The organism is Ruegeria sp. YTSC199 (assembly GCF_059609725.1).
In genome coordinates, this window is sequence record NZ_JBXWMF010000004.1 from 186,862 (window position 1) to 212,886 (window position 26,025).

28 protein-coding genes are annotated in these 26,025 nt (G+C 60.6%); 17 read left to right on the forward strand and 11 right to left on the reverse strand.

The genetic code is table 11. The features are described from left to right. Nucleotides 1–51: 51 nt before the first annotated feature. Nucleotides 52–1,002: an L-threonylcarbamoyladenylate synthase gene (locus tag AC2FEE_RS05455; protein ID WP_496863597.1), complete on the forward strand. Its 951-nt coding sequence runs from the start codon at nucleotides 52–54 to the stop codon at nucleotides 1,000–1,002. On the opposite strand, the gene AC2FEE_RS05460 is transcribed toward AC2FEE_RS05455, so the two are convergent. Then, nucleotides 1,003–1,557 carry a YqgE/AlgH family protein gene (locus tag AC2FEE_RS05460; protein WP_496863598.1) on the reverse strand — a complete coding sequence of 185 codons (555 nt, stop codon included), beginning with the start codon at nucleotides 1,555–1,557 and terminating at the stop codon, nucleotides 1,003–1,005. 145 nt (nucleotides 1,558–1,702) lie between these two features. Between AC2FEE_RS05460 and AC2FEE_RS05465 the strand changes: the two genes are divergently transcribed. Next, complete coding sequence (locus tag AC2FEE_RS05465) at nucleotides 1,703–2,515, forward strand: protein-disulfide reductase DsbD domain-containing protein (RefSeq protein ID WP_496863600.1); 813 nt, start codon at nucleotides 1,703–1,705, stop codon at nucleotides 2,513–2,515. A 3-nt stretch (nucleotides 2,516–2,518) separates the two neighbouring features. Continuing rightward, complete coding sequence (locus AC2FEE_RS05470) at nucleotides 2,519–2,938, forward strand: NUDIX hydrolase (RefSeq protein ID WP_496863601.1); 420 nt, start codon at nucleotides 2,519–2,521, stop codon at nucleotides 2,936–2,938. Here the strand turns inward: AC2FEE_RS05470 and AC2FEE_RS05475 are convergent. The 6 genes from AC2FEE_RS05475 to AC2FEE_RS05500 form a co-directional block, all read right to left on the reverse strand. Beyond that, a complete protein-coding gene (locus AC2FEE_RS05475; protein WP_496863602.1) occupies nucleotides 2,935–6,336 on the reverse strand; it encodes an efflux RND transporter permease subunit in 3,402 nt (1,133 codons plus the stop codon). The genes AC2FEE_RS05470 and AC2FEE_RS05475 overlap by 4 nt on opposite strands. A 5-nt stretch (nucleotides 6,337–6,341) precedes the next feature. Continuing rightward, nucleotides 6,342–7,796 (reverse strand): efflux RND transporter periplasmic adaptor subunit, encoded by a 1,455-nt coding sequence (locus AC2FEE_RS05480; RefSeq protein ID WP_496863604.1) that lies wholly within the window; start codon nucleotides 7,794–7,796, stop codon nucleotides 6,342–6,344. 106 nt (nucleotides 7,797–7,902) lie between these two features. Then, on the reverse strand, nucleotides 7,903–8,445 hold the full coding sequence (gene moaB, locus AC2FEE_RS05485) for a molybdenum cofactor biosynthesis protein B (RefSeq protein WP_496863606.1): 543 nt from the start codon (nucleotides 8,443–8,445) through the stop codon (nucleotides 7,903–7,905). 6 nt (nucleotides 8,446–8,451) lie between these two features. Further along, a complete protein-coding gene (locus AC2FEE_RS05490) occupies nucleotides 8,452–9,072 on the reverse strand; it encodes a LysE family translocator (RefSeq protein ID WP_496863607.1) in 621 nt (206 codons plus the stop codon). After that, a complete protein-coding gene (locus AC2FEE_RS05495) occupies nucleotides 9,069–9,668 on the reverse strand; it encodes a metallophosphoesterase family protein (RefSeq protein ID WP_496863703.1) in 600 nt (199 codons plus the stop codon). Before AC2FEE_RS05495 ends, AC2FEE_RS05490 begins: the two co-directional genes overlap by 4 nt. Beyond that, nucleotides 9,668–10,432 carry a uracil-DNA glycosylase gene (locus AC2FEE_RS05500; RefSeq protein WP_496863609.1) on the reverse strand — a complete coding sequence of 255 codons (765 nt, stop codon included), beginning with the start codon at nucleotides 10,430–10,432 and terminating at the stop codon, nucleotides 9,668–9,670. Before AC2FEE_RS05500 ends, AC2FEE_RS05495 begins: the two co-directional genes overlap by 1 nt. 85 nt (nucleotides 10,433–10,517) lie before the next feature. Here AC2FEE_RS05500 and AC2FEE_RS05505 point away from each other — a divergent pair, with 85 nt between their 5' ends. From AC2FEE_RS05505 to AC2FEE_RS05545, 9 genes are all read left to right on the forward strand, one after another. Next, nucleotides 10,518–11,147 carry a scavenger receptor class F, member 2 gene (locus tag AC2FEE_RS05505; protein WP_496863610.1) on the forward strand — a complete coding sequence of 210 codons (630 nt, stop codon included), beginning with the start codon at nucleotides 10,518–10,520 and terminating at the stop codon, nucleotides 11,145–11,147. A gap of 59 nt (nucleotides 11,148–11,206) precedes the next feature. After that, nucleotides 11,207–12,142, forward strand: coding sequence for an aspartate carbamoyltransferase catalytic subunit (locus AC2FEE_RS05510; RefSeq protein ID WP_496863611.1), 936 nt, complete (start codon nucleotides 11,207–11,209; stop codon nucleotides 12,140–12,142). Further along, the gene (locus AC2FEE_RS05515) at nucleotides 12,139–12,657 is read left to right on the forward strand and encodes a hypothetical protein (protein WP_496863613.1); all 519 of its coding nucleotides are present in this window, start codon (nucleotides 12,139–12,141) and stop codon (nucleotides 12,655–12,657) included. The genes AC2FEE_RS05510 and AC2FEE_RS05515 overlap by 4 nt, the downstream gene beginning before the upstream one ends. Beyond that, nucleotides 12,642–13,028: a hypothetical protein gene (locus AC2FEE_RS05520; RefSeq protein WP_496863614.1), complete on the forward strand. Its 387-nt coding sequence runs from the start codon at nucleotides 12,642–12,644 to the stop codon at nucleotides 13,026–13,028. Before AC2FEE_RS05515 ends, AC2FEE_RS05520 begins: the two co-directional genes overlap by 16 nt. Next, nucleotides 13,025–14,305, forward strand: coding sequence for a dihydroorotase (gene pyrC / locus AC2FEE_RS05525; RefSeq protein WP_496863615.1), 1,281 nt, complete (start codon nucleotides 13,025–13,027; stop codon nucleotides 14,303–14,305). The genes AC2FEE_RS05520 and pyrC overlap by 4 nt, the downstream gene beginning before the upstream one ends. Continuing rightward, nucleotides 14,305–14,910: a glycerol-3-phosphate 1-O-acyltransferase PlsY gene (gene plsY / locus AC2FEE_RS05530; protein WP_496863616.1), complete on the forward strand. Its 606-nt coding sequence runs from the start codon at nucleotides 14,305–14,307 to the stop codon at nucleotides 14,908–14,910. The genes pyrC and plsY overlap by 1 nt, the downstream gene beginning before the upstream one ends. Further along, nucleotides 14,907–15,074 (forward strand): hypothetical protein, encoded by a 168-nt coding sequence (locus AC2FEE_RS05535; RefSeq protein WP_496863618.1) that lies wholly within the window; start codon nucleotides 14,907–14,909, stop codon nucleotides 15,072–15,074. The genes plsY and AC2FEE_RS05535 overlap by 4 nt, the downstream gene beginning before the upstream one ends. 296 nt (nucleotides 15,075–15,370) lie before the next feature. Then, the gene (locus AC2FEE_RS05540) at nucleotides 15,371–15,844 is read left to right on the forward strand and encodes a YHS domain-containing (seleno)protein (RefSeq protein WP_496863620.1); all 474 of its coding nucleotides are present in this window, start codon (nucleotides 15,371–15,373) and stop codon (nucleotides 15,842–15,844) included. A gap of 269 nt (nucleotides 15,845–16,113) precedes the next feature. Beyond that, nucleotides 16,114–16,647, forward strand: coding sequence for an outer membrane protein (locus AC2FEE_RS05545; RefSeq protein WP_496863622.1), 534 nt, complete (start codon nucleotides 16,114–16,116; stop codon nucleotides 16,645–16,647). A gap of 53 nt (nucleotides 16,648–16,700) precedes the next feature. On the opposite strand, the gene AC2FEE_RS05550 is transcribed toward AC2FEE_RS05545, so the two are convergent. Next, on the reverse strand, nucleotides 16,701–17,684 hold the full coding sequence (locus AC2FEE_RS05550) for a quinone oxidoreductase family protein (protein WP_496863624.1): 984 nt from the start codon (nucleotides 17,682–17,684) through the stop codon (nucleotides 16,701–16,703). A gap of 193 nt (nucleotides 17,685–17,877) precedes the next feature. On the opposite strand from AC2FEE_RS05550, the gene AC2FEE_RS05555 reads away from it, so the two are divergent. Then, nucleotides 17,878–18,735, forward strand: coding sequence for a DUF2189 domain-containing protein (locus tag AC2FEE_RS05555; RefSeq protein WP_496863625.1), 858 nt, complete (start codon nucleotides 17,878–17,880; stop codon nucleotides 18,733–18,735). 34 nt (nucleotides 18,736–18,769) lie between these two features. Here AC2FEE_RS05555 and AC2FEE_RS05560 read toward each other — a convergent pair whose 3' ends face one another. Together AC2FEE_RS05560 and AC2FEE_RS05565 are read right to left on the reverse strand one after the other, a co-directional pair. Next, nucleotides 18,770–19,756 carry an NAD(P)H-quinone oxidoreductase gene (locus tag AC2FEE_RS05560; protein WP_496863626.1) on the reverse strand — a complete coding sequence of 329 codons (987 nt, stop codon included), beginning with the start codon at nucleotides 19,754–19,756 and terminating at the stop codon, nucleotides 18,770–18,772. 55 nt (nucleotides 19,757–19,811) lie between these two features. Next, nucleotides 19,812–20,504: a COQ9 family protein gene (locus AC2FEE_RS05565; RefSeq protein ID WP_496863627.1), complete on the reverse strand. Its 693-nt coding sequence runs from the start codon at nucleotides 20,502–20,504 to the stop codon at nucleotides 19,812–19,814. Between the two features lie 111 nt (nucleotides 20,505–20,615). Between AC2FEE_RS05565 and rpsU the strand changes: the two genes are divergently transcribed. From rpsU to AC2FEE_RS05585, 4 genes are all read left to right on the forward strand, one after another. After that, the gene (gene rpsU, locus AC2FEE_RS05570) at nucleotides 20,616–20,822 is read left to right on the forward strand and encodes a 30S ribosomal protein S21 (RefSeq protein ID WP_005614280.1); all 207 of its coding nucleotides are present in this window, start codon (nucleotides 20,616–20,618) and stop codon (nucleotides 20,820–20,822) included. Nucleotides 20,823–21,287: 465 nt separating this feature from the next. Continuing rightward, a complete protein-coding gene (locus AC2FEE_RS05575) occupies nucleotides 21,288–22,178 on the forward strand; it encodes a hypothetical protein (RefSeq protein ID WP_496863629.1) in 891 nt (296 codons plus the stop codon). A 303-nt stretch (nucleotides 22,179–22,481) separates the two neighbouring features. Next, on the forward strand, nucleotides 22,482–23,519 hold the full coding sequence (locus AC2FEE_RS05580) for a CAP domain-containing protein (protein WP_496863630.1): 1,038 nt from the start codon (nucleotides 22,482–22,484) through the stop codon (nucleotides 23,517–23,519). A 203-nt stretch (nucleotides 23,520–23,722) separates the two neighbouring features. After that, entirely contained in the window at nucleotides 23,723–24,907 is a 1,185-nt protein-coding gene (locus AC2FEE_RS05585) for a CAP domain-containing protein (RefSeq protein WP_496863631.1), read from the forward strand. Nucleotides 24,908–24,962: 55 nt separating this feature from the next. Here AC2FEE_RS05585 and ppk2 read toward each other — a convergent pair whose 3' ends face one another. Then, nucleotides 24,963–25,880 carry a polyphosphate kinase 2 gene (gene ppk2, locus AC2FEE_RS05590; RefSeq protein WP_496863633.1) on the reverse strand — a complete coding sequence of 306 codons (918 nt, stop codon included), beginning with the start codon at nucleotides 25,878–25,880 and terminating at the stop codon, nucleotides 24,963–24,965. Between the last annotated feature and the right edge of the window lie 145 nt (nucleotides 25,881–26,025).

The window sequence follows — 26,025 nt, forward strand, 5'->3', positions numbered from 1 at the left end:
TTACCTAGCCAGCCAGATGGTACAAGCAATCAAAACGCGGCGTCACCAGACATGATCCCTAACGGCACATTGGAATTGTCCGCCGATCCCGGCGGAATCGCACAAGCAGCGGACCTGCTGCGGCAGGGCCTGTTGGTCGCCTTCGCCACCGAGACCGTTTATGGGCTGGGCGGCGACGCCCGCAATGGCGAAGCCGTCGCCAGCATCTACGCGGCCAAGGGACGGCCCAGCTTCAACCCCCTGATCGCGCACGTGGCATCGGTTGAGGCGGCGCAGCGGTACGTCGAATGGTCGGACCGGGCCGAAGCCCTGGCCGCAGCCTACTGGCCCGGACCACTGACGGTGGTCCTGCCGCTGCGCGACGGGCAAAGGATTTCTCCGCTGGTCACCGCGGGGTTGGACACGCTGGCGGTACGTGTACCCGCTCATGGAACGGCGCGGGCCTTGCTGGCGGCGTTTGACGGGCCGGTCGCGGCCCCTTCGGCCAACCCTTCGGGCCAGATCAGCCCTACAACCGCCGATCACGTGCGCGCCGGTCTGGACGGGCGCATTGCGGCGATTCTGGATGACGGTCCCTGCGGCGTTGGGCTGGAATCCACCATTGTCGGACTGGCCGGAGAGCCTTCGCTGCTGCGCCCGGGTGGCGTCGCGTTGGAACAGGTCGAATCCGTTTTGAATGCGCGCCTACACATCCATCAGGCCGGAGACCTGCTGACCGCGCCAGGCCAGTTGCAGTCACACTACGCACCGGACGCTCCGGTGCGGTTGAATGCAATAAACCCGCGGGGCGATGAGGTGTTGCTGGGGTTCGGCCCTGTTTCTTGCGATCTAAACCTGTCGGAAAAGGGCAGCTTGACCGAAGCCGCCGCCAACCTGTTCTCGGCCTTGCATAAGCTGAACGCCACGGGCCGCCCGATTGCGGTGTCACCGATCCCAGATCAGGGTCTGGGCGCCGCCATCAACGACCGCCTGCGCCGCGCTGCCGCGCCGCGCGACAGCTGATCAGGCGCGCCCGGCGCTGGCCGACAGGGTCAGCGGGTCAACGCCCAGCGTCGCCAAAGCGGCCCCCCATTTCTCATCATCGGGCACATCGAACACCAGTTTCGAGGTTGCTTCGGTGGTCAGCCAGCCATTCATGGCAATTTCATCCTCCAACTGGCCGGGACCCCAGCCGGAATACCCCAACGCCAGGGTCGAATTCAGAGGCCCACGGCCCGAGGCGAGGTCCTCAAGCACATCCAACGTCGCGGTCATGCTGAAATCGTCCGAAATCTGCATCGAATGCAGGTTGGCCTCGTAATCCGAGCTATGCAGAACAAAACCGCGCGACATCTCGACGGGGCCTCCGAAATGCACCAGACGCTCGCCCACAATCGGAATTCGGCAGGCGATATTCAATTGCTCCAGCAAAGCTTTGATCCGCAAGTCCGAGGGTTTGTTGATGATCAGACCCATCGCCCCGTCTTCGCCATGGCTACAAACGTAAACTACCGAATGATCGAAGCGCGGATCACCCATGCCAGGCATCGCAATCAACAGTTTTCCGGTCAGGTCCATGGATTTACATCTCTTGCTTCGTGCCTTTCAACAATGGCCCCGGCGCATGGGTATTGGCAAGGGATGAGGCCACATTTCGCCAGATTTCATCCGAGTGACCGGAACGTGACTTGGAATCCCGGACCGGACCGCGCATTTATTGGGTATGAAGCGTTATCTGAAATCGACCGCAGTCGCCCTGACGACCTGTTTCGCCATGACCGTTCCTGCGCAAGCACAGGAAGTGGACGGGGTTGTGCAACTGGACGTGCTGGATGGCGGGCGCACCGCCAACGGCACTTATCTTGGCGCGTTGCGGCTGACACTGAAGGACGGCTGGAAGACCTATTGGCGCGCACCTGGCGATGCCGGTATCCCGCCGCAGTTTGACTGGCGCGGCTCGCGGAATGTAGGCGATGTGTCGATCACCTGGCCCGCGCCCGAGGTGTTCGTGCAAAACGGCCTGCAATCCATAGGTTACGCCGACCAACTGGTGCTGCCGGTCGAGATTACCCCTCGGGATCCCACCAAGCCCGTTCGGCTGCGCGGCGACATGGATCTTGGCATCTGCAAGGATGTCTGCATCCCCGAGCGGCTGGATTTCGATCACACCCTGAACGCCGACGCCAAGCGCAACCCGGCCATCGCTGCTGCACTGGCCCAGCGCCCCTACTCCGCGAAAGAGGCACGCGTGACCGCCGCCAGTTGTCATCTGACCCCAACCTCGGACGGGATGCAGATCGAAGCCCGCGTAAAAATGCCCTCGGCCGGAGGACGCGAGATTGCCGTGATCGAACCGGGCAATCCGGCACTCTGGGCCTCGCAGCCTGAAACCAAGCGGCAGGGCGATACTCTGGTGGCCACATCCGAGGTGATCAGCGCCTCGGGCGGACCCTTTGCGCTGGACCGATCCGAGATTCGGATCACGGTTCTGGGGACCAATCACGCGGTGGACATTCAGGGCTGCAGCGCGGGCTGAACCATGGAAAAAACTCCAAAGATCGGTGCTCTGGCCGTTGTTATGCATGAGGCACGCGTGCTGCTGGTGCGGCGCAGCAAGCAACCCGATGTCGGGCTCTGGGGGTTTCCCGGCGGGCACGTGGAATGGGGCGAGACTGTTATGCAAGCCGCGCAGCGGGAACTGCACGAGGAAACCTCAATCATGGCCGAGCCGCTGCACTACCTCGACAATCTGGACCTGTTGCGCCACGACGCGCAGGGCTTGGTGCTGTCGCATTACCTGTTGGTCGGGGTCGCCTGTCAGTATCGTTCGGGCAGGCCGCTGGCCGGGGATGATGCACTGGACGCCCGCTGGTTTCCGATCGATCAGATACGACGGGGCGATCTGCCGATGAGCGACCGCGTCACAAATCTGCTGGAAACCGCTCTGCTTCGGTCTTAAGCCACCCGTCCCCTGAGGCGCACGTAGAGCAGCCCCGATAATACGACGCTCAGGACAAGGATCGGCACGGCACCGGCGACGAAAGCCCCCAGCCCCATTTGCAGGGCGGCAATGCCTTCGTCTCCTGGGTAGAGGCCCGAAAGAAACCCAACAGGAGCACCCGCGACCGCTGGCCAGACCATTGTCAAACCGAACCAGACAAGCAGTGCCAGCCCGGTGGCTGTCACCGCGCCCTGCACGATCCGGTCCGGTGCTCGCAGCGCCCGGCGCATTGCAGTCATCGGGCGCGACAGGTCGTTCAGAATGGCCAACAACGCGGGCACCAGAAGCAGCACTAACAACATCCCGAATCCCAGCCCATAGACCAGCGTGATCACCGAGGGCTTGAGGAATTGCGCCTGCTGCGAACCTTCATAAAGCAGCGGCGTCAGCCCCAGAACCGTGGTCAGTGTCGTCAGCATCACCGGGCGCAACCGGTCCGCCGTGCCCTCGACAATCGACGGTACCAGACCGCGGTCCTGCTGATAGGCGTCGATGGTTGTCACCAGAACAATCGAGTCGTTGATGATGATCCCGGTCATCCCCAACAGGCCGATTACGGTGAACATGCTCAGCGGCACGTCCCAGATGTAATGCCCCCAGATCGCGCCCACCAATCCGAACGGGATAATCGCCATCACCACCACTGGCCGTGTCCAGCTGGCAAAGACCCAGGCCAGCACCAGATAAATCCCGGTCAGACAGAGAATAAGGCCAGTGCGCGCCTCGGTCAGGAATTCATCCTCCTGCTCACTCAGGCCTGCCATCTGCCATTCGACCTGCCGTTCGGCTGCGATGTTGGGCAGGATCTCTTCGCTCAGGGCACGGGCGATTTCCGCCGCGCGGGTCGGATCATCCTCGGAAATATCGCCAATCACCGAAATCACCCGCAGGCCGTTTTCGCGCCGCACGGATGAAAAGCCCGACTTGCGCTCGACCGAGACGATATCGGCCAGCGGCACGTAAACCCCGTCCGGCGTGCGCATCAGCGTGCGTTCCAGGAAATCAGCAGTCAGCTCGCCCTCGGGCAGTTCCACGCGGATCTCGGCGCTGCGCGGGCCGTCGGGGAAGGTTGCGGCCTCGATCCCGTTCAACCGGTCGCGCAGCACGCGACCCAGCGTTTCGATGCGGAAGCCCAGCGCCTGCCCCTTGGCGGTCAGGTCCAGAATGAAGTCTTCCTTGTCATAGGCCAGATTGTCTTCCAGCGCCGAAACCTCGGGGTATTTCGACAACTCCGCCTGCAGGTCCTCGGACGCCGCCTTGAGCGTGTTCACAGCAGCCCCATAGAACTGCACATCAATCGCATCCCCGCCCGGGCCGGAGCGCCAGCCACGGAAGGTCAGAAGCTCGACCTTGGGATGGCGCGGCACAAAGTCCTGTAGCTCGCCCACGAACTCAAAGCTGGAATAGGGGCGTAGGTCCGAATCGATCAGTTCGATCGAAATCCCGCCCAGCAGGTCCCGGTCCTTGCCATCCGCAGCACTCAGGTTGAACCACCCGGCATTTCCTCCGACCTCGGCCAGAATATAGTCGATGGGATTGCGCCCGTGACGCTCTTCGTAAATCTTACCCAGATCTTCGGTGGCGCGCTGCATCTGGTGCATCATTTCCAGCGTATCTTCGCGGGTGGCCCCCTCGACCATGATAAAATTGCCGGTAACCGAGCCGCGCTCGGGCGCGTTGAAGAACCGCCAGTTCACGTCACCCTTGATGAACAGGGCAAGCTGGCTGGCCAGGATCACCACCATCGCCGCCACAACCACGTAACGCGCCCAGACGACCCAGGCAATCAGCGGCCGGAACAGGTGATCGCGCACCCAACGGAAGCCGCGATTAACCACGCGGTTGGGCCAGTCATACCAGTGTTGCTTGGCCGAATGTGCAATCGCATGGGCCATGTGGTTCGGCAGGATCAGGAAGCATTCGATCAGCGAGGCAATCAGCACCGCGATAACGGTAAAGGGGATGTCGCCGATCAACTCTCCGAACCGGCCACCGATGGCAGTCAGGCCGAAGAACGCGATGACGGTGGTCAGGGTGGCGGCAAAGACCGGCATCGCCATGCGCCGCGCTGCACGTTCAGCGGCCACCACGGGGGCCTCGCCCAACCGTCGCGCGCGAAAATCAGCGTGTTCGCCCACAACGATGGCGTCATCAACCACGATACCCAGCGTGATGATCAGCCCGAACAGCGAGATCATGTTGATCGACAGCCCGCCGATATACATGAAGGCAATCGCCGCAGACATCGCCACCGGAATACCCGCCGCGACCCAGAAGGCAATACGCGCGTTCAGGAACAGGAACAGCAAGCAAACCACAAGGCCCAGACCCACCAATCCGTTGTCGACCAGAATATCCAGTCGTTCGGTGATAGCCTGTGCACGGGTGCGGATCAGCTCAATGGTCACGCCTTCGGGCAGGATGGCCTGCAACTCGGCCACCACGTCCTCGACCGTGTGCTGGATCTTGATGGCATCACCCAGATTAGACCGGTCAACCCGCACCGACATGGCCGGGTTTTCACCAACAAAGTAACTGCGAACGCGGTTGACGCCTTCAACCCGGATTTCAGCCACATCGCCCACAAATAGCTTGGACCCGTCGGCAAAGTTGCGCAGCGCGATGCCCTCGATCTCTTCGGGGGTGCGCTTTTCGGTGCCGGTACGGATTCGGGCATTGGCCCCGGTAACATCGCCCGCCGGGTTGGCCATCGCCTCAGCCGCAATGGCCTGTGCGATTTCCGAGAGGGTGACGTCATTGGCAATCAGCTGCGCCGTCGGCACTTCGACGACCACGCGGGGCGCGGCGATGCCACGAATTGTCGTGCGGGTCACGCCGACCGCAAACAGGCGGTTGATCATTTCGTCGGTGAACTTGGCCAGCTGGTCCGGATCGACCGGGCCGGTAACCACCACATCCGTGACCCGATCCCGCCACGCCCCGCGCTTGATCGAGGGTTCCTCGGCATCATCGGGCAGGTTAGTCACCCCATCGACGGCGGTCCGAACCTCATCCACGGCGCGCGACATGTCCCAGTTGGGCTCGAACTCCAGCCGGATATTGGCCCGCCCCTCGCGCGAGGTCGAGCTCGTGCTGGCCACCCCTTCGACCGCCAATAGGGCCGGTTCAAGCAACTGAACGATGCCGTTATCCACATCCTCGGGGCCAGCGCCTTCCCAGTCGATATCCACGTCCACACGTTCGAGGATCACGTCCGGGAAAAACTGCGCCCGCATCGCCGGGATCGCTGCAGCGCCAAGAACCAGCATCACCAGCAACAGCAGGTTGGCTACCGTCCGGTGGCGGGTGAAATAGCTGAGGATACCGCCCGCCGTACCGGGGATTTCGCGCATCATGGCGCCTAGCCCCCTGCCCGGTTCTCGATGCTGCGCACCAGAGATGCCGGAACCTTGGGCGCGCTGAGCTGGCTCAGGGCGCTGGCTTTGGCCTCATTCGACATCTGATCGCTGGCCTCGACCTGCGCCACCAGTTGGGCGCGGAGTTCGTCGGAAAGCTCGACCATGCCCGGATCGACTCCGGCATTGGCCTCATCCCGCAGCGGACGTACACGAACCCCGCCGCCCAGCAGCGGAGTTCGACCTATAACAACTTCGCGCCCGACCAGTCCCTGGCCGCGCAGCAGCACCTCATCGCCCTGACGGCGGATCAATTGTACCGGCAGCGCCTCGAGCCGGTCATCGGGGCCCAGCACCAGCACCGTGCCCGCCGAATCCAGAACCGATGAGGGCAGGCGCACCACGTTGTCCAAAGGCTGTTCCTCGACCGTGACCGTGACGAAATCGCCGGGCTTGAACCCCGGTGCGTCCTCCAGCCTTGCATAGATCAGCCGTCCGGTTTGCCCTTCGCCCGCCGAACCGCTGTCACGGCTGATGCGACCATGGGCCATCAGATCGGTGCCGGTTACATCCAGCGATACGGTGACCGGCGCATCGATCAGATCGCCCTCGGTATCCAGCAGACGCACGTATTGCGCAGTCGAGACGCGAAACGCCACCTCAAGCGCGGTTGGATCAACCAGTTCGGCCAGCTTTTCATTGGCCGAAACCAGCCGCCCTTCGACCAGGGTCACATCGGTCAACGTACCTGCAAACCGCGCGCGAACGGTCATGTCGTCCAGATCGCGTTCGGCGGCTTCAAGCGCGATGCGGGTACGGGCCAGCAAGGTGGTCGCCTGATCGACCCGCGATTCCGCCTGCGCCAGCGATATGCGGCGCGCCAGAACCGATTGCTGTGCCGCAGCCTCGGCCAGTTCCGCCTCTTCCACGGCCGCAGGCGTGCCGACCCCGCGACCCTGCAGGTCTTTCTGGCGCTGCAAGGCACGTCCGCGCAGATCCGCCTGAGCCTCGGCCGAGTTCAACTCGTCCTGCGCCAACAGCAAAGAGCGTTCGGCGTCGCGTTCCTCGAATTGGGCATCCAGCAGGTCGGATTTGGCGCGATCCAGCGCCGACTGTGCATCAGCAGGGTCCAGTTCCACCAGAACCTCACCCGCGGTGACAACGCCGCCGTCCTCGAAATCTTCGGCCAGAGATACCACACGCCCGCCAAGCGCCGCGCGCAATTCCAGACGGCGGCGGCTTTGCACTTCGCCGAAGGCTTCGAGATAGGGGGTGACGGTTTCAAGTTCCGCTGGCCGCACGCTGACGGCAAAGATGCGTTCGCGCGCTTCAGGCGGTTCACTGTCGCGATTAAGCGCATCCTGCACCGCGCCGGTTATCAGTTGCGCGGCAACAAACAGCAGGGCCAGCGTCAGAAACGCCAGAAAGACACCAACAAGGCTTTGCCTCAGAAATCGCATCAATCACCCACCCCGGTCGCATCAGGCTGCCACGTGCAAAAGGTAGCCGGGCACAGAAAAATGCCAAGCCACAAAGCGGTTACGAACAATTAAACGTGCAACCAGTCTACTTCCGTCGCAGATGTTCGTCCAATCTGGGCATTATTTCCACGAAATTGCAGGGGCGATGACGGTAGTCAAACTGTTTTTCCAGAATCCCGTCCCAGGCATCCTTGCAAGCACCGGGACTGCCGGGCAATGCGAACAGGTAGGTACCGCCAGCCACGCCGCCCGTGGCGCGGGATTGCACGGCGGATGTTCCTATCTTTTCCATTGAAATAATGGTGAAAACGGTGCCGAACGCCTCAATCTCCTTCTCATAGACGTCGCGATGCGCCTCGACCGTCACGTCGCGGCCCGTCAGACCGGTGCCCCCGGTCGAGATCACCACGTCAATCTCAGGGTCACCAACCCACAGCCGCAACTGGGCCGCGATCTCACCGCGCTCATCCCGGATGATCTTGCGGTCGGCCACCGAATGGCCCGCGCGCTCGATCCGGTCGACCAGCGTCTGACCCGAGCGGTCCTCGTCCAGCGACCGTGTGTCCGAGACGGTCAGAACGGCGATCCGAACCGGAATGAACTCCATGCTTTCATCAATGCGCGACATTTGGCGTCAGGCCCTTTCCATGATGGCAAGCCGGACCGCAAGGGCGGTGAAAATCCCCCCCGTCACCCAGCCGATGATATGAAAGGCGCTTGGGTTCGAGATCAGAACCTTGCCCGCGCCACCGGCAAAAACACCCACCAGCCCATTCACAACAAACCCGCCCAGCGCGATGATCAAGCCGAAGATCAGGAATTGCGGCAGGATCGGCCCTATGGCGGGATTCACGAATTGCGGGATAAAGGCCAAAACGAACAGGATGACCTTGGGATTGGTCAGGTTCACCACCAACCCGTCGCGAAAGGCGTGGCTTGTGGGCTTTGCAGGCGCATCGGCGGACACCGCCCCGTTCCGGATCGCGCCCCATGCCAAATACAGCAGATAAGCCACCCCCATCCAGCGGATTACATCGAACAGCCATGGCATCGTCGCTACGGCGGCCCCCAACCCAAGCCCCGCTACAAATACATGAACCATCGATCCGAGGGAAATTCCCGCGCTTGCAGCGAAAGCCGGTTTGGCACCTGACCGCAAACCTTGCCCAAAGCAAAACAACATGTCTGCACCGGGGGTGAAATTCAGCGCCAAAGCTGCCGGAATGAAAGCCAGCAGAGTGACCGTTTCGATCATGAGGTGACCTCAAACCAGTTTACGCGGGGGCCAAGATTGGCGACCTGCGTGCGGCCGATGGTGCCGCGATAGCCCCAGCTGTCATGGATATGGCCGCAAAGCGCGTATTGCGGCTGCAACCGTTCCACCGCGTCACGTACGGCGACCGAGCCAACCGTATCGCCCATTGACGTGACATCGCCATACCCCTTGGGCGGAGAATGCGCGATCAGAATGTCGGCGCCGTCGCAGCGGTCCAGCAACTCGGCGGCCTCGGCATCAGTCAGGTCGCAGGACCAGTGGCCAAAAGGCGTGACCGGCACGCCGTAGCCCAGCCCGAACAGGCGCAGACCGTCCAGAGTCATGCCGGTGCCGTGCAGGACATGGCCCCCCTCGGGCGCGGCCTCGGTCAATTCCTGCGCGCTTTCCGCATTGCCGGGCACCATGACAAACGGCGCCGTGATGCCGGACAGCATCGCCATTGCTTCCTCCAGCCCCTGCCGCATGTTGCAGAAATCTCCGGCCCCGATCACCAGATCGGCCTCGGCGCTGGCCTTTACGACCTCGGCCGCGCGATTGCGGGCCATATGCAGGTCGGAAAAGGCCAGAATGCGCATCATTTCTCCTCCAGCCGGGCCTTGAGTTCCAGCAGATCCGCCCAGGCTTGCCGCTTCATCTGCGGCTGGCGCAGCAGGTAGGCGGGGTGGAACATCGGGATAACCGGCAGGTCCAACGCCTGAGTCCACTGCCCGCGCAGCCTTGTGATACCGCGTTTACCCAGAACCGCCTGACAACTGATATTGCCCATGATCACCAAAACCTTGGGCTTGGCCAGCGCCACGTGGCGTTCGAGAAACGGTTTCATCATCCCGATCTCTTCGGGTTTTGGGTCTCGATTCTGAGGCGGCCGCCACGGCAGGACATTGGTGATATAGACATTCTGGCTGCGATCCAGATCAATCGCCCCAAGCATCCGGTCAAGCAATTGTCCGGCACGGCCCACGAATGGCTTGCCCTCGCGGTCTTCCTCGCGGCCCGGAGCCTCGCCGATGATCATCACCCGCGCACCCGGCGTGCCGTCGGCAAACACCAGCTGCCGCGCACCGCGTTTCAACTCGCAATGCTCGAACCCATCCATCATGTCCCGCAATTGGTCCAGCGACCCGGCACTTTGGGCGGTGGCCTTTGCCACCGCGACAGGATCCACCTTTTTCGGCTTTTCGGGCGCGGCCTGCACCGTAGCAGGTTTCCTTGCCTTAGGCGCAGTATCAGGCAGCGCATAGCGATCCACCGGCGCATCACCTATCGCATCCGTTGCGCCCAGTTCGATCTGCCAGTCCAGCAGTGCCCGCGCAGTTTGATAATCCAAAGCCGATTCCATACCCCTCAATCTAACCAGCTTTTGATCGAGGGAAAGCGAATAGACCTTGATTGGGCGACCCGTCGCACCGACCATTGCGGCATTCATGTTGGTTCTGTCGCGATTCCTTTTGATTTCCCTGCTGCTGATTCCGCTCAGCGGCCCGGCCTTTGCACAATTGTTCGACCGCAACGGTCAATGCCGCCCCGGCCAGTTCCAATGCGGCACCCGGTGTTGTTCGGGCGGGCAAAGATGCAGCTTTGACGGCCACTGCATCCCGCTGGGCGGCACCTATTGTGGCGGCGGGCGTACCTGCGGACCGTTCGAACGCTGCGTGGCCGGGGGCACCCGCTGCGCCCCTGCAGGGGCCAATAAATGCACCTCGCGCCTTGATTGCCCGGGCGGGACGTTCTGCAACGCGCGCGGCGAATGCGAACGCAGCTCACCTGAGTTTGACCCGAATACCGCAATTGAAGGTCTGCCCTCTCTATGCGACGACGGCCAATCCTGCGCGGCGGGTACATCCTGCCTGCCGGGCGGCGGATGCTCGCGCCCCGGTTGGTACCTGTGCGAAAAAACCGGCTCGCAATGCCGCCCCGGCTTTAAATGCTCAAGAAATCAGGGCTGCGTGCCGGTCAAGGCGGTCGATTGCGGATACGGCAAGTGGTGCAAACCCGGCGAGCAGTGTTTGCCCGAGGGCGGATGTGAGAAACTGCCCGAAGGTTCTGATCCTTAGGTTGCCCTCGCGCGCGGGGCTTCTTATAAGCGGCTCGATTGTCAGACAGGAGCCCGCCCATGCGTTTTGCCCATCGTCACCTTCTTGGCATCGAGCATCTGACGCAATCTGATATCACCGCTATTCTTGATCTGGCCGAAACATATGTCGATCTGAACCGGCAATCGGCCAAGCATTCCGACGTGTTGGCCGGGCTGACGCAGATCAACATGTTTTTTGAGAACTCGACCCGTACCCAGGCGAGCTTTGAAATCGCAGGCAAGCGCCTGGGCGCTGATGTGATGAATATGGCGATGCAGGCCAGCTCGATCAAAAAAGGCGAAACGCTGATCGACACGGCGATGACCCTGAACGCGATGCATCCCGACCTGCTGGTGGTGCGGCACCCGCATTCCGGCGCGGTCGATCTGCTGGCGCAAAAGGTCAACTGCGCGGTTCTGAACGCGGGCGACGGGCGACATGAGCACCCGACACAGGCGCTGCTGGACGCGCTGACCATCCGCCGCGCCAAGGGCCGATTGCACCGGCTGAACATCGCGATCTGCGGCGACGTCGCCCATTCCCGCGTAGCGCGGTCGAACCTGATCCTGCTGGGCAAGATGGAGAACCGCATCCGCCTGATCGGCCCGCCGACGCTGGTGCCCGGCCAGTTCGCCGAGTTTGGGGCCGAGATCTATGACGACATGAATGAAGGCCTGCGCGACGTTGATGTTGTCATGATGCTGCGCCTTCAAAAAGAGCGGATGGACGGCGGCTTCATCCCCTCGGAACGGGAATATTACCACCGCTACGGGTTGGACGCGGCAAAGCTGGCATTGGCCAAGCCTGACGCCATCGTCATGCATCCCGGCCCGATGAATCGCGGGGTCGAGATTGACGGAACCCTGGCCGATGACATCAACCGCTCGGTCATTCAGGAACAGGTCGAGATGGGCGTCGCCGTGCGCATGGCCGCGATGGAACTGCTGGCGCGCAACCTGCGGGATGCCGCATGAGTGATCTGACCATCGCCCCCCACGAACACGGCGTGATCCGCCTGTTCACGCTGGACATGCGCCAGGAAGAAGCGAAGTTCCTGCGCGAACCGGGCGCAGCCGATCAGGTTTTGGGGGTGGCCGGGCTGAACCCCGAACAGATCGATGTCTTTCCGATCTTCGACCTCGAAGACCTTGGGCTTTTCGGCTATCTGAATGAGGGCTGCGGCGTGTCCGCAGATCAACTGGACCGCACCGCGTTGGACGCCATCGAAGGCTGGGTCATGGTTGTGCGTAGCGCCGCGTTTGGCGGGCGCGCAGCAACGCTGACACCGGACCCGAGGGTGCACCTGACCGGTCTTTACACTGAAGGAACCACCAACTGGACCGGCGGCCCGATTGAAACCGAAAGTGCAAGGCCATTCTCGGCGTCCCAAACCGCGCCGCAGGATGAAAGACCCCGCCGCATCGGTTCGGCCATTCTGGTTCTGGTAATCCTGCTGATTATCGGAGGTGCCCTGTGGCTGATCCTGTGACCTTCTCGCCCGACAAAGGCGCGTATCTGCGCACCAATGCGTGGCTGGCCGCTGCGGCCATGGGTGGCGCGATGATTGTGCTGTGGCTGGTCGGCAACCCCTATGTCTGGACCGGCGCGCCTGCCGGTTTGGCGGCTGTCGCGGTCCGCGCCTGGTATCTGGCGTCCGAAGAGCTGGTGGCCACGTGGGAGATGTCCGACACCATGCTGACCGGCCCCGGACCACGCAAGGTGGCGCTGAACCAGATCGAAACGGTCAACACCATGGGCAGTTTCGTACAGGTCGTCACCAAAGGCGGCGACAAGCACCTGATCAAGTACCAGGCGGACCCAGCCGCCACCAAAGCCGCAATCGAAAGGGCCATGGCATGAGCAACCTGATCTTCACCAACGCCCGCCTGATCGACCCGGAAACTGGCACGCAGGAAACCGGCTGGCTGCAGGTCGCGGACGGTCGGATCGCGGCGCGAGGCGCGGGCAAGGCCCCGGATACAGCCACGCAGGTGGTGAACTGCGGCGGCCACTGTCTTGCACCGGGGATCGTCGATATCGGCGTCAAGGTCTGCGAACCCGGGGAACGGCACAAGGAAAGCTATAAATCCGCCGGGCTGGCCGCAGCGGCTGGCGGGGTGACAACCATCGTCACCCGGCCCGATACGCTGCCTGCGGTGGACACGCCGGAAACGCTGGAATTTGCAACCCGGCGCGCGCAGGCGGATGCACCTGTGAACGTGCTGCCCATGGCTGCCCTGACCAAAAACCGCGAAGGGCGCGAGATGACCGAGATCGGCTTTCTGCAGGACGCGGGGGCCGTTGCATTCACCGATTGCGACCACGTCATCGCCAACACCAAGGTGTTCTCTCGTGCCCTGACCTATGCAAGGTCCTGCGGCGCGTTGGTCATCGCCCACCCGCAGGAGCCAGGCCTGAGCGACGGTGCGGCCGTCACCAGCGGCAAGTTCGCCTCCCTGCGCGGCCTGCCTGCTGTCTCGCCTATGGCAGAACGGATGGGGTTGGACCGTGACATTGCGCTGCTGGAAATGACCGGGGCCGCATATCACGCCGACCAGATCACCACCGCCCGCGCATTGCCCGCGCTGGAGCGCGCCAAGCGCAACGGGCTGGACATCACCGCAGGCACCTCGATCCACCACCTGACACTGAACGAGTTGGACGTGGCCGACTATCGCACTTTTTTCAAGGTCAAGCCGCCGCTGCGATCCGAGGATGACCGGCAGGCGGTGATCGACGCGGTGCGGACCGGTCTGATCGACATCATCAGCTCGATGCACACGCCGCAGGATGAGGAAAGCAAGCGTCTGCCGTTTGAAGAGGCAGCCTCGGGCGCAGTGGCGCTGGAAACGCTGCTGCCTGCGGCGCTGCGTCTTTATCACTCGGATCAGCTGGACTTGCCGACCCTGTTCCGCGCGATGGCCCTGAACCCGGCAAAACGGCTAGGGCTGGACTCGGGTCGCCTGACCCAGGGCACGCCCGCCGATCTGGTGCTGTTCGATCCGGATGTGCCTTTTGTACTTGACCGTTTCTCGCTGAAATCGAAATCGCAGAACACACCGTTTGACGGCCAGCGGATGCAAGGTAAGGTCACCGCAACTTATGTAGCAGGCCAAGAAGTTTACCGGAGACCCTGATGCCCCCATTTGACGCGACGACGACCCAGCTTATCCTCTGGGCCGTGATTGGGTATCTGATGGGCTCGGTCCCGTTCGGCATGATCGTTGCAAAGGTCATGGGGTTGGGCAATCTGCGCAATATCGGGTCGGGCAATATCGGCGCAACCAATGTACTGCGCACCGGCAACAAGGCCGCCGCAGCACTGACGCTGGTCTTTGATGCCGCCAAGGGCGCCGTCGCCGTATTGCTGGCCCGAGCGCTGGTCGGGGAAGACGCCGCCCAGATTGCCGCCCTAACGGCATTTCTGGGCCATTGCTTCCCGGTCTGGCTGGGGTTCAAGGGCGGCAAGGGCGTGGCCACCTTTCTGGGCCTGTGGCTGGCGCTCGACTGGCGCGTGGGCGTAGCCTGCTGTCTGAGCTGGCTGGTCGCGGCCGCGATCTGGCGGATTTCCTCGCTGGGCGCGTTGGTCGCGGCGGCCATGTCGATCATCTGGGTGTTGCTGCTGACGGATGGTTCGACCTTTTTCCTGGGCATCGTTCTGACCCTGCTGGTCTATTGGCGCCACAGCGCCAACCTGGCACGGATCAGGGCCGGGACCGAACCCAAAATCGGCCAGTCTTGATCGCCACGGATACCTTTCTGTCCGCGTTTTTCGCCATCCCGCTCGGCTCCTCCACCGGGCAGAGCAAGAGCATTCGGTATATCGTCAGCCGGCTGGAATCGGCCGGCGGCAAAGCCCACAAGCTTGTCGCGCATCAATTGGGCGGCGGCGATTACCCAGTCTGAACCTCTATCTGACCAACACCAGTGGCGCGTTGCTGCGGCCCTGCGAAATGCCTGCTGAAAAGGTTATTGCCTTCGTGATTGCGTTCGAACCCGAAGCCTGAGGCGGACATGCGCGAAATTGAACACCGCCCCTTCGTCGCCGCACATTCACAATTGATTGTTTTGAACGTGATGGCGCGATTGCCCACTTCGGTTGCGTGACGGCCAATTACCGGTCGCACGGACAAAAATCCCAAGGGGTGTCCTGGCGAAATTTCAGCGCCGCCGGATCGCCCGTTTCACGAAAGGTGAAAACAATGAACAAGATTAAATCCATCATTGGCGGCGTCGCGCTGTCTGTTGCAATCGCAAGCTCGGCCTTGGCCGCAGGCGTTGAACTGAACGCAAGCTCGACCGGTCTCGCGCTGCAGGGTTACGACCCGGTAGCCTATTTCACCGATGGTGAACCGACCAAGGGCGATTACCGTATCACCGCGCTTCACAATGATGCGCTGTATCGCTTTGCCAATGAAGAAAACAAAGCCTCATTCGAAGAAAATCCAGAAGCCTACCTGCCGGCCTATGGTGGGTACTGCGCATTCGGTGCCGCGATGGGCTTCAAGTTCGACGGTGACCCGACCTATTGGAAGATCGTCGACAACAAGCTGTACCTGAACCTGTCGCAGGACATTCAGGAACGCTGGGAAGGCGACATTCCCGGCTTTATCGAGAAAGCCAGCACCAATTGGGAAACCATAGCTGAAAAAACTCCGGCAGAACTGCAGCAATAACCCGCTGACGGAAAAAGTCAGATCGGCGGCGGATCACTCTGCCGCCGATTGTCGTTTGAAACAGACCTTTTGCAGACCTACATTTAAAGGAAAGAACGTGCCCGGTTTCAACGGGCCGATGCTGCCGCAGATTGTGAGCGTGGCGCATCTTTCGGGTCGGAATGCTTGAACGAACTGTGATCCGGTCGTCAAACCGGACCGTAGTAATCAATACAGTCGAACAGGCAGCGTGGATTTGCTGCAGGCCATTTCCGATGAAAGGATATAAAATGAAAGGTAAGCTTCTTCTCGCCTCAGTGATCGCGGTCTTTACCGCAGGTGCAGCCGCGGCGCAGTCCTCGGGCAATTGGACCGGTTTCTACGGCGGCTTGCAACTGGGTTACGCCGATATCGACACCAATGTCTCGGGCGTGGACGGCGACGGTGTGATCGGCGGCATCATCCTTGGCTACGACTACGACCTGAGCGATTGGGTTGTCGGTCTTGGCTTTGACTATGATTGGACCGGTATCGGGCTGGCCCCCGGCGTCAAGGTCGAGGATGTCTGGCGCATCAAGGCGCGCGCGGGCTACAAGGTGACGTCAACCGGGTTGCTGTACGGCGTCGGCGGCTTTGCCGAAGCCGGAACCGACAATCTGGGCAGCGAGGACGGCTGGTTCATCGGGGCTGGCTACGAACAGATCGTCGCCCCGAACATCAGCGTTGGTGGCGAGATCCTCTATCACGAATTCGACAATTTCGACCGCACCGGCATCGACGTGGACGCAACCACCGTTCAGGTGCGCGCAGCCTATCGGTTCTGATCGGACGACAGATAAGCGAAAAGACCCGGCCCCGGTGGGCCGGGTTCTGTGTGTCAGAGTTCCAGTACCGTGCTGCCGGTGGTCTGCCGGGCCTCGAGCGCGCGGTGGGCGTCAGCGACCTGATCCAGCGGAAAACGCTGATCGATATGGACTTTGACCTCTCCGCCCTCGACTTTGCCGAACAGGCGACGGGCCATCGCCTGACAGACAGTATGATCGGAAATATGCGTAAACAAGGTCGGCCGGGTGACCTTAAGCGAACCCTTCTTGGCCAGAATTCCGATATCCATCAGCGGCACCGGTCCCGACGCATTGCCGAATGAGATCATCATTCCCAACGGCTTCAGACTGTCCAGCGATCCGTTGAACGTATCCACCCCAATCGAATCCATCACCACATCCACACCTTTACCACCGGTGATCTCGGCCACGCGTTCGGCAAAGTTCTCTTTGCGGTAGTTGATACAATGGGCGGCCCCGTTGAACTGCGCCAGGCTGCATTTTTCATCCGTGCCAGCCGTGCCGATCAGGGTGATCCCTTCGGATTTTGCCCATTGGCAGGCAATCAGGCCGACGCCCCCGGCTGCCGCATGAAACAGCACAGTGTCGCCGCGTTTCAGCGGCGTGGTGCGGTGAAACAGGTATTCCACCGTCATCCCTTTGAGCATCATCGCCGCCGCCGCATCAAAGGATATCCCGTCAGGCAAGGGACAGACCTGCGCCGCAGGCATCACCCGCGCATCGGAATAGGCACCCGAGGGCGCGGCGGCATAGGCGGCACGCTGGCCGGGTTCCAGATGGGTCACACCTTCACCGACGGCCTCAATCACGCCTGCAGCCTCCATGCCCAAAGCGTGCGGCAGGTCCATCGGGTACAGACCCGTGCGCTGATAGACATCAATGAAATTCAGCCCGCAGGCGTGGTGGCGGATGCGCACCTCTCCGGGTCCGGGATCGCCCAGCGGCCTGTCTTCGATCTTCAGAACTTCGGGGCCGCCGTGTTCGTGAATGACGACGGTTCTTGCCGTTTGCTGCATGCTGACCTCCTGTTACCTGAAGCCAAGCTAACACGCCTGTAAATAAGGGCAATCGGCACGATTCCGCACCACGCAACCGCAACGCGAAAAAATGTGCTATACTGGCGCCCAGGCGTTGCCGGCTGGTCCGGCCAAGGGCAACCGATGCCGGAACCACCCTGCTGCGCGGATACGCAAAGGGAGGGGAAAGACGATGGCCAAGACGATTGGAAATCCGATTAGCTGGACCGCTCGGAACATCGGCGCAACCGGCGATCATATTGCGGAAAGCGTGAACCGCATTGGCAGCGCCGATACAAAGCATCTGCCAAAGATACAAACCCTGACGATGCAGGACCTGCGGGCCTGTCTGCGGGCAGGTTACAACGATTTTCTGGAAACACGGGCCGATGCCATATTCATTGTGCTGATCTACCCCATCGCGGGGTTGCTGATGTTCGGGTTCGGCCTGAACCGCAACATGGTGCCGCTGCTGGCGCCGCTTATCCTTGGGTTTGCACTGATTGGCCCGATTGCCGCGGTTGGCCTTTATGAAATCAGCCGCAAACGCGAACAAGCGGGCGAGGTGCACTGGCTGGACGCGTTCGCGGTGTTCCAGTCGCCGTCCTTCGGGGCAATCCTGATGCTGGGCTTTTATCTGGTCATGTGGATGCTGATCTGGCTGATGGTCGCGCAGAGCATCTATGTCCACACGCTCGGTCCCGACTTGCCCACATCCGTCGGCGCCTTCATCAAGCAGGTCTTCACTACGGGCGCAGGCTGGACGATGATCATCTTCGGCAACGCGGTCGGGTTCCTGTTCGCTCTTGTCGCGCTGGCCATAAGCGTGGTCAGCTTTCCGCTGTTGCTGGATCGCAAGGTGGGGCTGCCGGTGGCAGTCGTGACTTCGGTCCGGGTGCTGCGGCACAATCCCGGTGTCATTCTTGCTTGGGGTTTCATCGTCGCGGCCCTGTTGGTCCTTGGCGCGATCCCGATGATGCTGGGTCTGATCGTGGTGATGCCGGTTCTGGGTCACGCCACGTGGCATCTATATCGCCGCGCGGTGACCTGATGGAAGGTGCGCGGAACAGGCCCGCGCCGCCCGGTTAGCCGGCGACCTTCAGGACGATCTTGCCGATATGGCCCGAGCTTTCCATCCGCGCATGCGCCGCTGACGCCTCTGCCAGAGCGAACTCGCTGTCCATAACGGGGGCAACCTTCCCGGCCTCCAACAGCGGCCAGACCGCCTCGCGCAGTTCCTGAGCTATTTTCGCCTTGGCCAGATCGCTTTGCGGGCGCAGGGTGCTGCCGGTCAGAGTCAGGCGCTTGACCATCATCAGGGCAAAGTTCAGTTCGACCTTCGGCCCCTGCAAAAAGGCAATCTGCACCAGACGGCCATCCTCGGCCAGCGTTTTAACGTTGCGCGGGATGTAATCGCCGCCCACCATATCAAGGATCAGGTTCGCACCGCCTTCAGCCCGCATGACGCCGACGAAATCCTCATCCCGGTAATTGATCGCCCGCTCGGCACCCAGTTTGACGCAGGCCTCGCATTTTTCATCCGATCCGGCAGTGGCAAAAACCCGGGCCCCAAACGCATGAGCCAGCTGGATCGCCGTAGTGCCGATACCGCTGGAGCCGCCATGTACCAGAAAACGCTCACCGGCCTTCAGCCCGCCGCGCACGAAGACGTTGGACCAAACGGTGAAGAAGGTTTCGGGCAGGCAGGCGGCCTCTTTCATCTCCATACCCTTGGGGACCGGCAGGCAATGTGCGGCGGGGGTGGCCACATATTCAGCATATCCGCCACCAGGCAGCAACGCGCAGACCTGATCGCCGACGGAAAGTCCCTCGGCCCCAGTGCCCACGGCAACCACCTCGCCCGACGCCTCAAGGCCCGGCAGATCACTGGCGCCCGGAGGCGGGTCATAGGCCCCGGCACGCTGCAATGCATCCGGGCGGTTCACACCCGCATAAGCCACCTTGAGAATCACCTGACCGTTTTGCGGCTCGGGTACCGGGCGTTCAGTCAGTTGCAGAACTTGAGGTCCGCCAGGCTCGGTGATCTCAACGGCGCGCATTGTCTGGGTCATGGGCAAATCTCCTTTGCCCAATGCCTAGCAGGCAATTTCAGCAAGGCCCAGACGCTTACTTGCGCGGGTTCAGCATCCCGGGCAAATCGGCGCGCATTTTCATCGGCGGTTTCACCTGACTGGCGAACCAGTTCGGCACCGCCAGGAACGGTTTGAACAGCGGGTTGCCATTCATCTGCGCCTTGAGCTTTTCGAACTGCATGACGTTGTCGATGCGACGGTCCAGAAACTGCCACGTCTTTTCGTGATCGGGGGAATCATCGCCCAGCCAGAATAACAGGGTTGAGGAAAACACCCCCGAGAGGGTCGCACGTTTGGTGTACCAGTTCACGTCGTCCGAAGTGTCACCCAGCGTGTCCCAGATCAGATCGCAGGTCTGCCACAGTGCCTTGGCCCCATCCGCCGCATGGGTTGGCAGAGAAAACAAAGTCATTCCCCGGCGCACCAATTCCTTGTCGGGCACAGCCTCAAGCCGGAATCGCACGGCCGCAGCCACGCGGTCGCGGAATTTCAACTCACTCAGGTCAGTAGATTTCAGGCTTTCCACCATGACCGCATCGCCCCGCGCGTGAAATGCCAGCGCAAGATCGACCGCACCACGGGGGCAGATCGCCCGCGCCAAACCGTCATCCAGGTTGCTATCGTTGATCGCGGCGCGAAAGCTGGCCTCGGACCAGCCGTCAAACGGCACATGGATCAGAATCGCGTCCAAAAGCTGTTGTTTTGCATCTTCATAGGTAACGGTCATGGCGGTTCTCCGGTTCTCGGGGCCAGTACTAGACAAGATAGACCGGCTTTGCTATACGGCCAACTCCTGCAATTTCCTTGCAACTCTATCTAGAAAGGTGGTGACAACCACATGCAGGTTAGTGTTCGCGACAATAACGTCGATCAGGCGCTTCGTGCCCTGAAGAAAAAGCTGCAGCGCGAAGGCGTGTTCCGTGAAATGAAGCTGAAGCAACATTTCGAGAAACCGTCCGAGAAAAAAGCGCGCGAGAAAGCTGAAGCGATCCGCCGTGCCCGTAAACTGGCACGTAAGAAAGCCCAGCGCGAAGGTCTGCTCTAAGATCTCGCTCGTCCAGCTTTGGATGACACTATTTGACGACCCCCGAGGCTCCGCCCGGGGGTTTGTCGTTTTCACCAGACCGTTTTGCCAATTGGCTCCGATACACGGCGCATAAAACGCCTGATACGCCGGACGACCACACCTTTGCCAAATTCGCATCATATGCAAAAAGCGATGTGAAACGCATCATTTATTGGCCAATTTTCAAAGAGAGTTTTCCCGATGAAGACCCAATATAAAGTCAGAGTGCTTTCCGTCATGGTCCTCGCCTGTGCGGCGGGCCTTTTGTTGTTCAATCTTGTGAATGCAGGCTCTGACAACCCTATTTGACGGCTTGCATCGACGCCAAGGACAAGCCGACCAGAATTAAAACCTGCACCAAAGCTCTGGAATTGGACGCCCTGCACGACCGCGAGCGGGGCGGCGCAGCGTTTGCGGACATCGAAACGTTTCCAGAGATGGGCGATGAAAGTGTGGAGCAATACGCTTTTGGAAATGGTCGATTTCCAACCTTTGCAAGCGCGCGACATCGTTGATGACGTCCTTGCCGAGCACCCCAAAGACGTCAGACTACTGCTTCTCAGGTTTCGGGCCAGCACACAAGCCGAGGAGTTCGAAACCGCCTTGCAGGATATCAACCGCGTGATCGAAGCCGAAGACTATCCTGATTCGTCGGTCTACGTTCGTGCAAGCGCATACAAGGCGCTCGGGCAAAACGATCTGGCGCTGGCGGTTCTGAACGTGCTGATCAACAAAGAAGACACGCGCATGGAATTCCTTCGTCAGTCAACTGAGGAAATCGAAGAACTGGTAAAGGCTGGGAAGCGACGTGTCACAGTAGATCTGGTTACAAAGAACTTGGATCTGATGGTGCTGTACAGATTTGCGTTGAAGCAAAAGATGATCATTCATACTGAAGCCGGCGATTGGACGTCGACCCTGGCAACTCTGGACCTGATGATCGAGGACGACCCTGACGACGTCGATCATCTGCGAGCGCGAGGCATAATTCTGGAAGAGCTTGGTCGCCCGGGAGATGCGCTCGAAAGCTATGACCAGGCCATTCAATTGATCGAAACCGAAGAGGCTGACAGATCAGCTGCCGAGAATGGCTATGCCGACACGTATGACTATCGCGCTTCGATTCATCAATCGCAGCACCGGGTGGTGCAAGCGCGGTTGGATTTAGACAACGCTCTCAAATTGGGCGACGCCGAGTTTGTCGAAGCTTTTCAACTCAGAATGCAGGAAGCCGCACATTACAAAGGTCCGTTAAACGGCACCTATGACGGGGCGACCAAAGACGCGATGCACCTTTGCGCCTCAGATATTCGCTGCGTCGATCCCGATGTGTAGGGCCGTCATCCCAACACGCGTGAGCGCCGTCATTAACAACACCAAATCACCTCAATCAACTCAGCGGGTTTAAACCGACCGTTTTGGTCGGTCGGTTCTTGCCATTTGTCTCTGTCGCAATTGCGGTAATCTGCCGAGCCGCATTAAGCCCGTTTGGACCGGCATGTTGCAGCGCAGCGAATCTTGCACCGGCAGCACGCCCCTGCCGGATTTCGCCTGAATCTCCGCCTCCTCTGTCCGTCTGTCCGGTGCCCCCTGTAACTGGCCCGGTCTGCACAGACGACCACTCAAACGGAGGCTACCATGTCAACTGCAAGTACATTCGAGCAAGAAATGCTGGCGCTGATCAACGAAGAGCGCACATCCCGCGGGCTGAACCCGCTGAAGCTGGAAACCCGTCTGAATGACTCGGCCGAGGATCACAGCACCTGGATGCTGAACACCGATAGATTCAGCCACACCGGATCGAACGGGTCCAGCGCGACCGAGCGGATGCGGGACGCCGGGTTCGACTTTTCCGGCAGCTGGCGGTCGGGTGAAAACATCGCCTGGCAATCGGAACGCGGCGCCGAGGGCATCAGTGACGATGTCGAACAACTGCACCAGAGCCTGATGAACAGCTCCGGCCACCGCGCCAATATCCTGAACCCTGACTACGAGTATATCGGCATCGGTATCGAGGAAGGCGACTATAACGGTTGGGACGCCGTTATGGTGACCCAGAACTTTGCTACCACCGATGGCACCGTCGTGCTGGACAACGGCGCCGCGCCAACTCCACCGGTTGAAGAGCCTGTTGCAGAAGACCCGGTGATGGAAGAGCCCGACACGGACGTTACCGAGACTGAGGAACCAGCGGACGAAACGCCAGACACCGACGTCACCGAGACCGAAGAACCGGAAGACGAAACGCCAGACACCGACGTCTCCGAGACCGAGGAACCGGAAGACGAAACGCCAGACACCGATGTCACCGAGACCGAGGAACCGGCAGACGAAACACCCGACACCGACGTCACCGAGACCGAGGAACCGGCAGACGAAACACCCGACACCGACGTCACCGAAGCCCCGGCGAGCGATTGCTTTGACGTGGAAGAGTTCCTTGCGGCGATCGAAGGTTTCGTCAACGACCTTCTGGTTCTGGTCGATGACTTCAGGCTGAACGATTCCCCGGCCACCGATACAGCGGCGGTTGTGGATGACTTCATGCTGACCTCGGACATGTGTGATGACGCCCCGGCCAAAACCGATGTCACGTCGGACATGGGCGCTGACATGCAGGACGATTTCTTCACCTTCGTCTCCATCGACAATTTCTGCATGATGGACTTCGCCTAACCTCAGATACGGTCTGCGGGGCATCTGTTTGGTGCCCCGTTCCGATGCGCAGAGGCAATCTGCGCAATTTTTCGCACAAATGAGGCAAAACCGGCGGTGACAATTCGCCTAGAAGGCCGGGGCGTCCGGTTTGCGACCTTATCCCGCCAAAGTCTCGCCATTAATGTCCCGCCAAAATAACGCGATCCACTGGAGGCAGAATCATGGCAATCGCTAGCGATCTAGAACGGCAAATGCTTGCGTTGATCAACCAGGAACGGACAAGCCGGGGGCTTCAGCCCCTGCAGCTTGAACAGAGGCTGAATGACTCAGCCGAAGACCACAGCGAATGGATGCTGCAGGCGAACACGTTCAGCCACACCGGTCAGGGTGGCTCCAGCGCAACCGGGCGGATGAGAGATGCGGGCTTCGATTTCTCAGGCAGTTGGGCATCGGGTGAGAACATTGCCTGGCAATCCGAACGCGGAGCAAGCGGCGCCAGCGACGACGTCGTGCAGCTTCACCAAAGCCTGATGAACAGCCCCGGCCACCGTGCCAATATCCTTAACCCCGACTTCCGGTATATCGGGCTGGGCATCGAAGAAGGCAATTTCAGCGGTTGGGACGCCGTGATCGTGACGCAGAACTTTGCCGCCACCAATGGTACTGTTGTGCTGGACAACGGCGGTTCGGCACCTGCGCCTGCACCCGCGCCCGCACCAGTTGAGCCGGGGCCTGAATATGTAAACGCTGGCACGGTCGGAGATAGCGGGGATAACTGGTTTGCCCTGAAACTCGACCAGGCCGGGGCACTGGAAGGACGCGGCGGTGACGACACGCTTACTGGCGCAAACGGTGGCGATTTTCTTCACGGCGGGACGGGCAATGACACGTTGATCGGTTATGGCGGCAATGACGCCCTGATCGGCGGTCAGGGAACGGACCTTCTCAGAGGTGCGGACGGAAACGATTTTATCCAAGGCAGCCGGGGCAACGACAGGCTGCATGGTGGCAACGGCAATGACCTGATGTTGGGTGGCACCGAGAACGACCGGATCCAATCGGGCAACGGCAACGACGTCCTGAGGGGCGAACGTGGTCAGGATGACCTTTTTGGCGGAGCGGGTAGTGACATTCTGTACGGTGGTCGCGATGACGACAACCTGACCGGCGGTTCCGGCGCTGACTTGTTCGTCTTCACCACCGGGGCGGACACCGTTCTGGATTTCTCCGGCGAAGACTACATCGGCCTCAGTGGCACGGCCTCGATCACGGGGTACAGCGACCTGATGAACAATCACATTTCGCAGTCCGGCAGTGATGTGGTGATCGACGACGGCAACGGCAACAGCCTGATCCTGGCGAATACGCAGGTGTCGGACCTGTCGCAGGACTATTTCGTGTTCTGATTACTCGGACATTTCCAACTGAAAAAGCCCCCGGGTTCGGGGGCTTTTTTTGAGATCAGTATATCTTTGGCACGTGTAATTCATCCGGCAGGACGCGGCGTTCGTATTCCGGGTTGTAGCGCCTGTCCGGCAGATCGACCTTTTCCTGCGGGACATCCGTGTAGGGAACCTTGGTCAACAGATGCTCGATACAGTTCAGGCGTTCGCGTTTTTTGTCATTTCCTTCGACAATGTACCACGGTGCCTCGGGGATGTTGGTGCGGAACAACATGTCTTCTTTTGCCTTGGTATAGGCCTCCCAGCGGATGCGGGATTCCAGATCCATCGGTGACAGTTTCCACTGTTTCATCGGGTCGTGGATACGCATGAGGAATCGCAGTTGCTGTTCTTCATCGGTGATCGAGAACCAGTATTTCAGCAGGATAATACCGGACCGCACCAGCATCCGTTCGAATTCGGGAACGTCTTGAAAGAATTGCTCGACCTGATCTTCGCTGGCAAAGCCCATCACCCGCTCGACCCCGGCGCGGTTGTACCAGGAGCGGTCGAACAGAACGATCTCACCGGCGGCAGGCAGGTGCGGAACGTAGCGCTGAAAATACCACTGGCTCTGCTCGCGCCGGCTGGGCGCAGGCAGGGCGACAACGCGGGCAACCCGCGGGTTCAGGCGCTGAGTGATACGTTTGATTACACCTCCTTTGCCCGCACTGTCCCGACCTTCGAACAGGATGCAAACCTTGGCCCCGGTATGCTGTACCCAGTCCTGAACCTTGATCAGTTCGGCCTGCAGGCGTAGCAGGTTGCGGAAGTAGACCTTGCGGTCCAGCATATTGGGGTGCTGGTCCTTGTAGATCTTACGGATTTCCATCGAGAGCATGGGCTCGCTGAATTCAATCTCAAAATCTTCGTCCAGCGTGTCTTCCAACTCGGCTTCCAGCCAGTCTTTGGGGGCGTATTCGTTTTCGTAAGCCAAGGTCACATCCTTATCGTCTATCGGGTCCGGACCGTACAGGGCGTGTGTAACCGCCTGATGTCATCAGAGAAATTGATGAAACCCTCGCCAAGTATGCGCTGCGGACGCTGATACATGCAACGCAGGCGGGCGTTCGGCCTTTCCC

Excerpts from the sequence above, each read along its gene's own strand:
- AC2FEE_RS05455 (WP_496863597.1), top strand. The coding sequence starts at position 52 with ATGATCCCTAACGGCACATTGGAATTGTCCGCCGATCCCGGCGGAATC.
- AC2FEE_RS05460 (WP_496863598.1), bottom strand. The coding sequence starts at position 1,557 with ATGGACCTGACCGGAAAACTGTTGATTGCGATGCCTGGCATGGGTGAT.
- AC2FEE_RS05465 (WP_496863600.1), top strand. The coding sequence starts at position 1,703 with ATGAAGCGTTATCTGAAATCGACCGCAGTCGCCCTGACGACCTGTTTC.
- AC2FEE_RS05470 (WP_496863601.1), top strand. The coding sequence starts at position 2,519 with ATGGAAAAAACTCCAAAGATCGGTGCTCTGGCCGTTGTTATGCATGAG.
- AC2FEE_RS05475 (WP_496863602.1), bottom strand. The coding sequence starts at position 6,336 with ATGATGCGCGAAATCCCCGGTACGGCGGGCGGTATCCTCAGCTATTTC.
- AC2FEE_RS05480 (WP_496863604.1), bottom strand. The coding sequence starts at position 7,796 with ATGCGATTTCTGAGGCAAAGCCTTGTTGGTGTCTTTCTGGCGTTTCTG.
- moaB (WP_496863606.1), bottom strand. The coding sequence starts at position 8,445 with ATGTCGCGCATTGATGAAAGCATGGAGTTCATTCCGGTTCGGATCGCC.
- AC2FEE_RS05490 (WP_496863607.1), bottom strand. The coding sequence starts at position 9,072 with ATGATCGAAACGGTCACTCTGCTGGCTTTCATTCCGGCAGCTTTGGCG.
- AC2FEE_RS05495 (WP_496863703.1), bottom strand. The coding sequence starts at position 9,668 with ATGCGCATTCTGGCCTTTTCCGACCTGCATATGGCCCGCAATCGCGCG.
- AC2FEE_RS05500 (WP_496863609.1), bottom strand. The coding sequence starts at position 10,432 with ATGGAATCGGCTTTGGATTATCAAACTGCGCGGGCACTGCTGGACTGG.
- AC2FEE_RS05505 (WP_496863610.1), top strand. The coding sequence starts at position 10,518 with ATGTTGGTTCTGTCGCGATTCCTTTTGATTTCCCTGCTGCTGATTCCG.
- AC2FEE_RS05510 (WP_496863611.1), top strand. The coding sequence starts at position 11,207 with ATGCGTTTTGCCCATCGTCACCTTCTTGGCATCGAGCATCTGACGCAA.
- AC2FEE_RS05515 (WP_496863613.1), top strand. The coding sequence starts at position 12,139 with ATGAGTGATCTGACCATCGCCCCCCACGAACACGGCGTGATCCGCCTG.
- pyrC (WP_496863615.1), top strand. The coding sequence starts at position 13,025 with ATGAGCAACCTGATCTTCACCAACGCCCGCCTGATCGACCCGGAAACT.
- plsY (WP_496863616.1), top strand. The coding sequence starts at position 14,305 with ATGCCCCCATTTGACGCGACGACGACCCAGCTTATCCTCTGGGCCGTG.
- AC2FEE_RS05540 (WP_496863620.1), top strand. The coding sequence starts at position 15,371 with ATGAACAAGATTAAATCCATCATTGGCGGCGTCGCGCTGTCTGTTGCA.
- AC2FEE_RS05545 (WP_496863622.1), top strand. The coding sequence starts at position 16,114 with ATGAAAGGTAAGCTTCTTCTCGCCTCAGTGATCGCGGTCTTTACCGCA.
- AC2FEE_RS05550 (WP_496863624.1), bottom strand. The coding sequence starts at position 17,684 with ATGCAGCAAACGGCAAGAACCGTCGTCATTCACGAACACGGCGGCCCC.
- AC2FEE_RS05555 (WP_496863625.1), top strand. The coding sequence starts at position 17,878 with ATGGCCAAGACGATTGGAAATCCGATTAGCTGGACCGCTCGGAACATC.
- AC2FEE_RS05560 (WP_496863626.1), bottom strand. The coding sequence starts at position 19,756 with ATGACCCAGACAATGCGCGCCGTTGAGATCACCGAGCCTGGCGGACCT.
- AC2FEE_RS05565 (WP_496863627.1), bottom strand. The coding sequence starts at position 20,504 with ATGACCGTTACCTATGAAGATGCAAAACAACAGCTTTTGGACGCGATT.
- rpsU (WP_005614280.1), top strand. The coding sequence starts at position 20,616 with ATGCAGGTTAGTGTTCGCGACAATAACGTCGATCAGGCGCTTCGTGCC.
- AC2FEE_RS05575 (WP_496863629.1), top strand. The coding sequence starts at position 21,288 with ATGAAAGTGTGGAGCAATACGCTTTTGGAAATGGTCGATTTCCAACCT.
- AC2FEE_RS05580 (WP_496863630.1), top strand. The coding sequence starts at position 22,482 with ATGTCAACTGCAAGTACATTCGAGCAAGAAATGCTGGCGCTGATCAAC.
- AC2FEE_RS05585 (WP_496863631.1), top strand. The coding sequence starts at position 23,723 with ATGGCAATCGCTAGCGATCTAGAACGGCAAATGCTTGCGTTGATCAAC.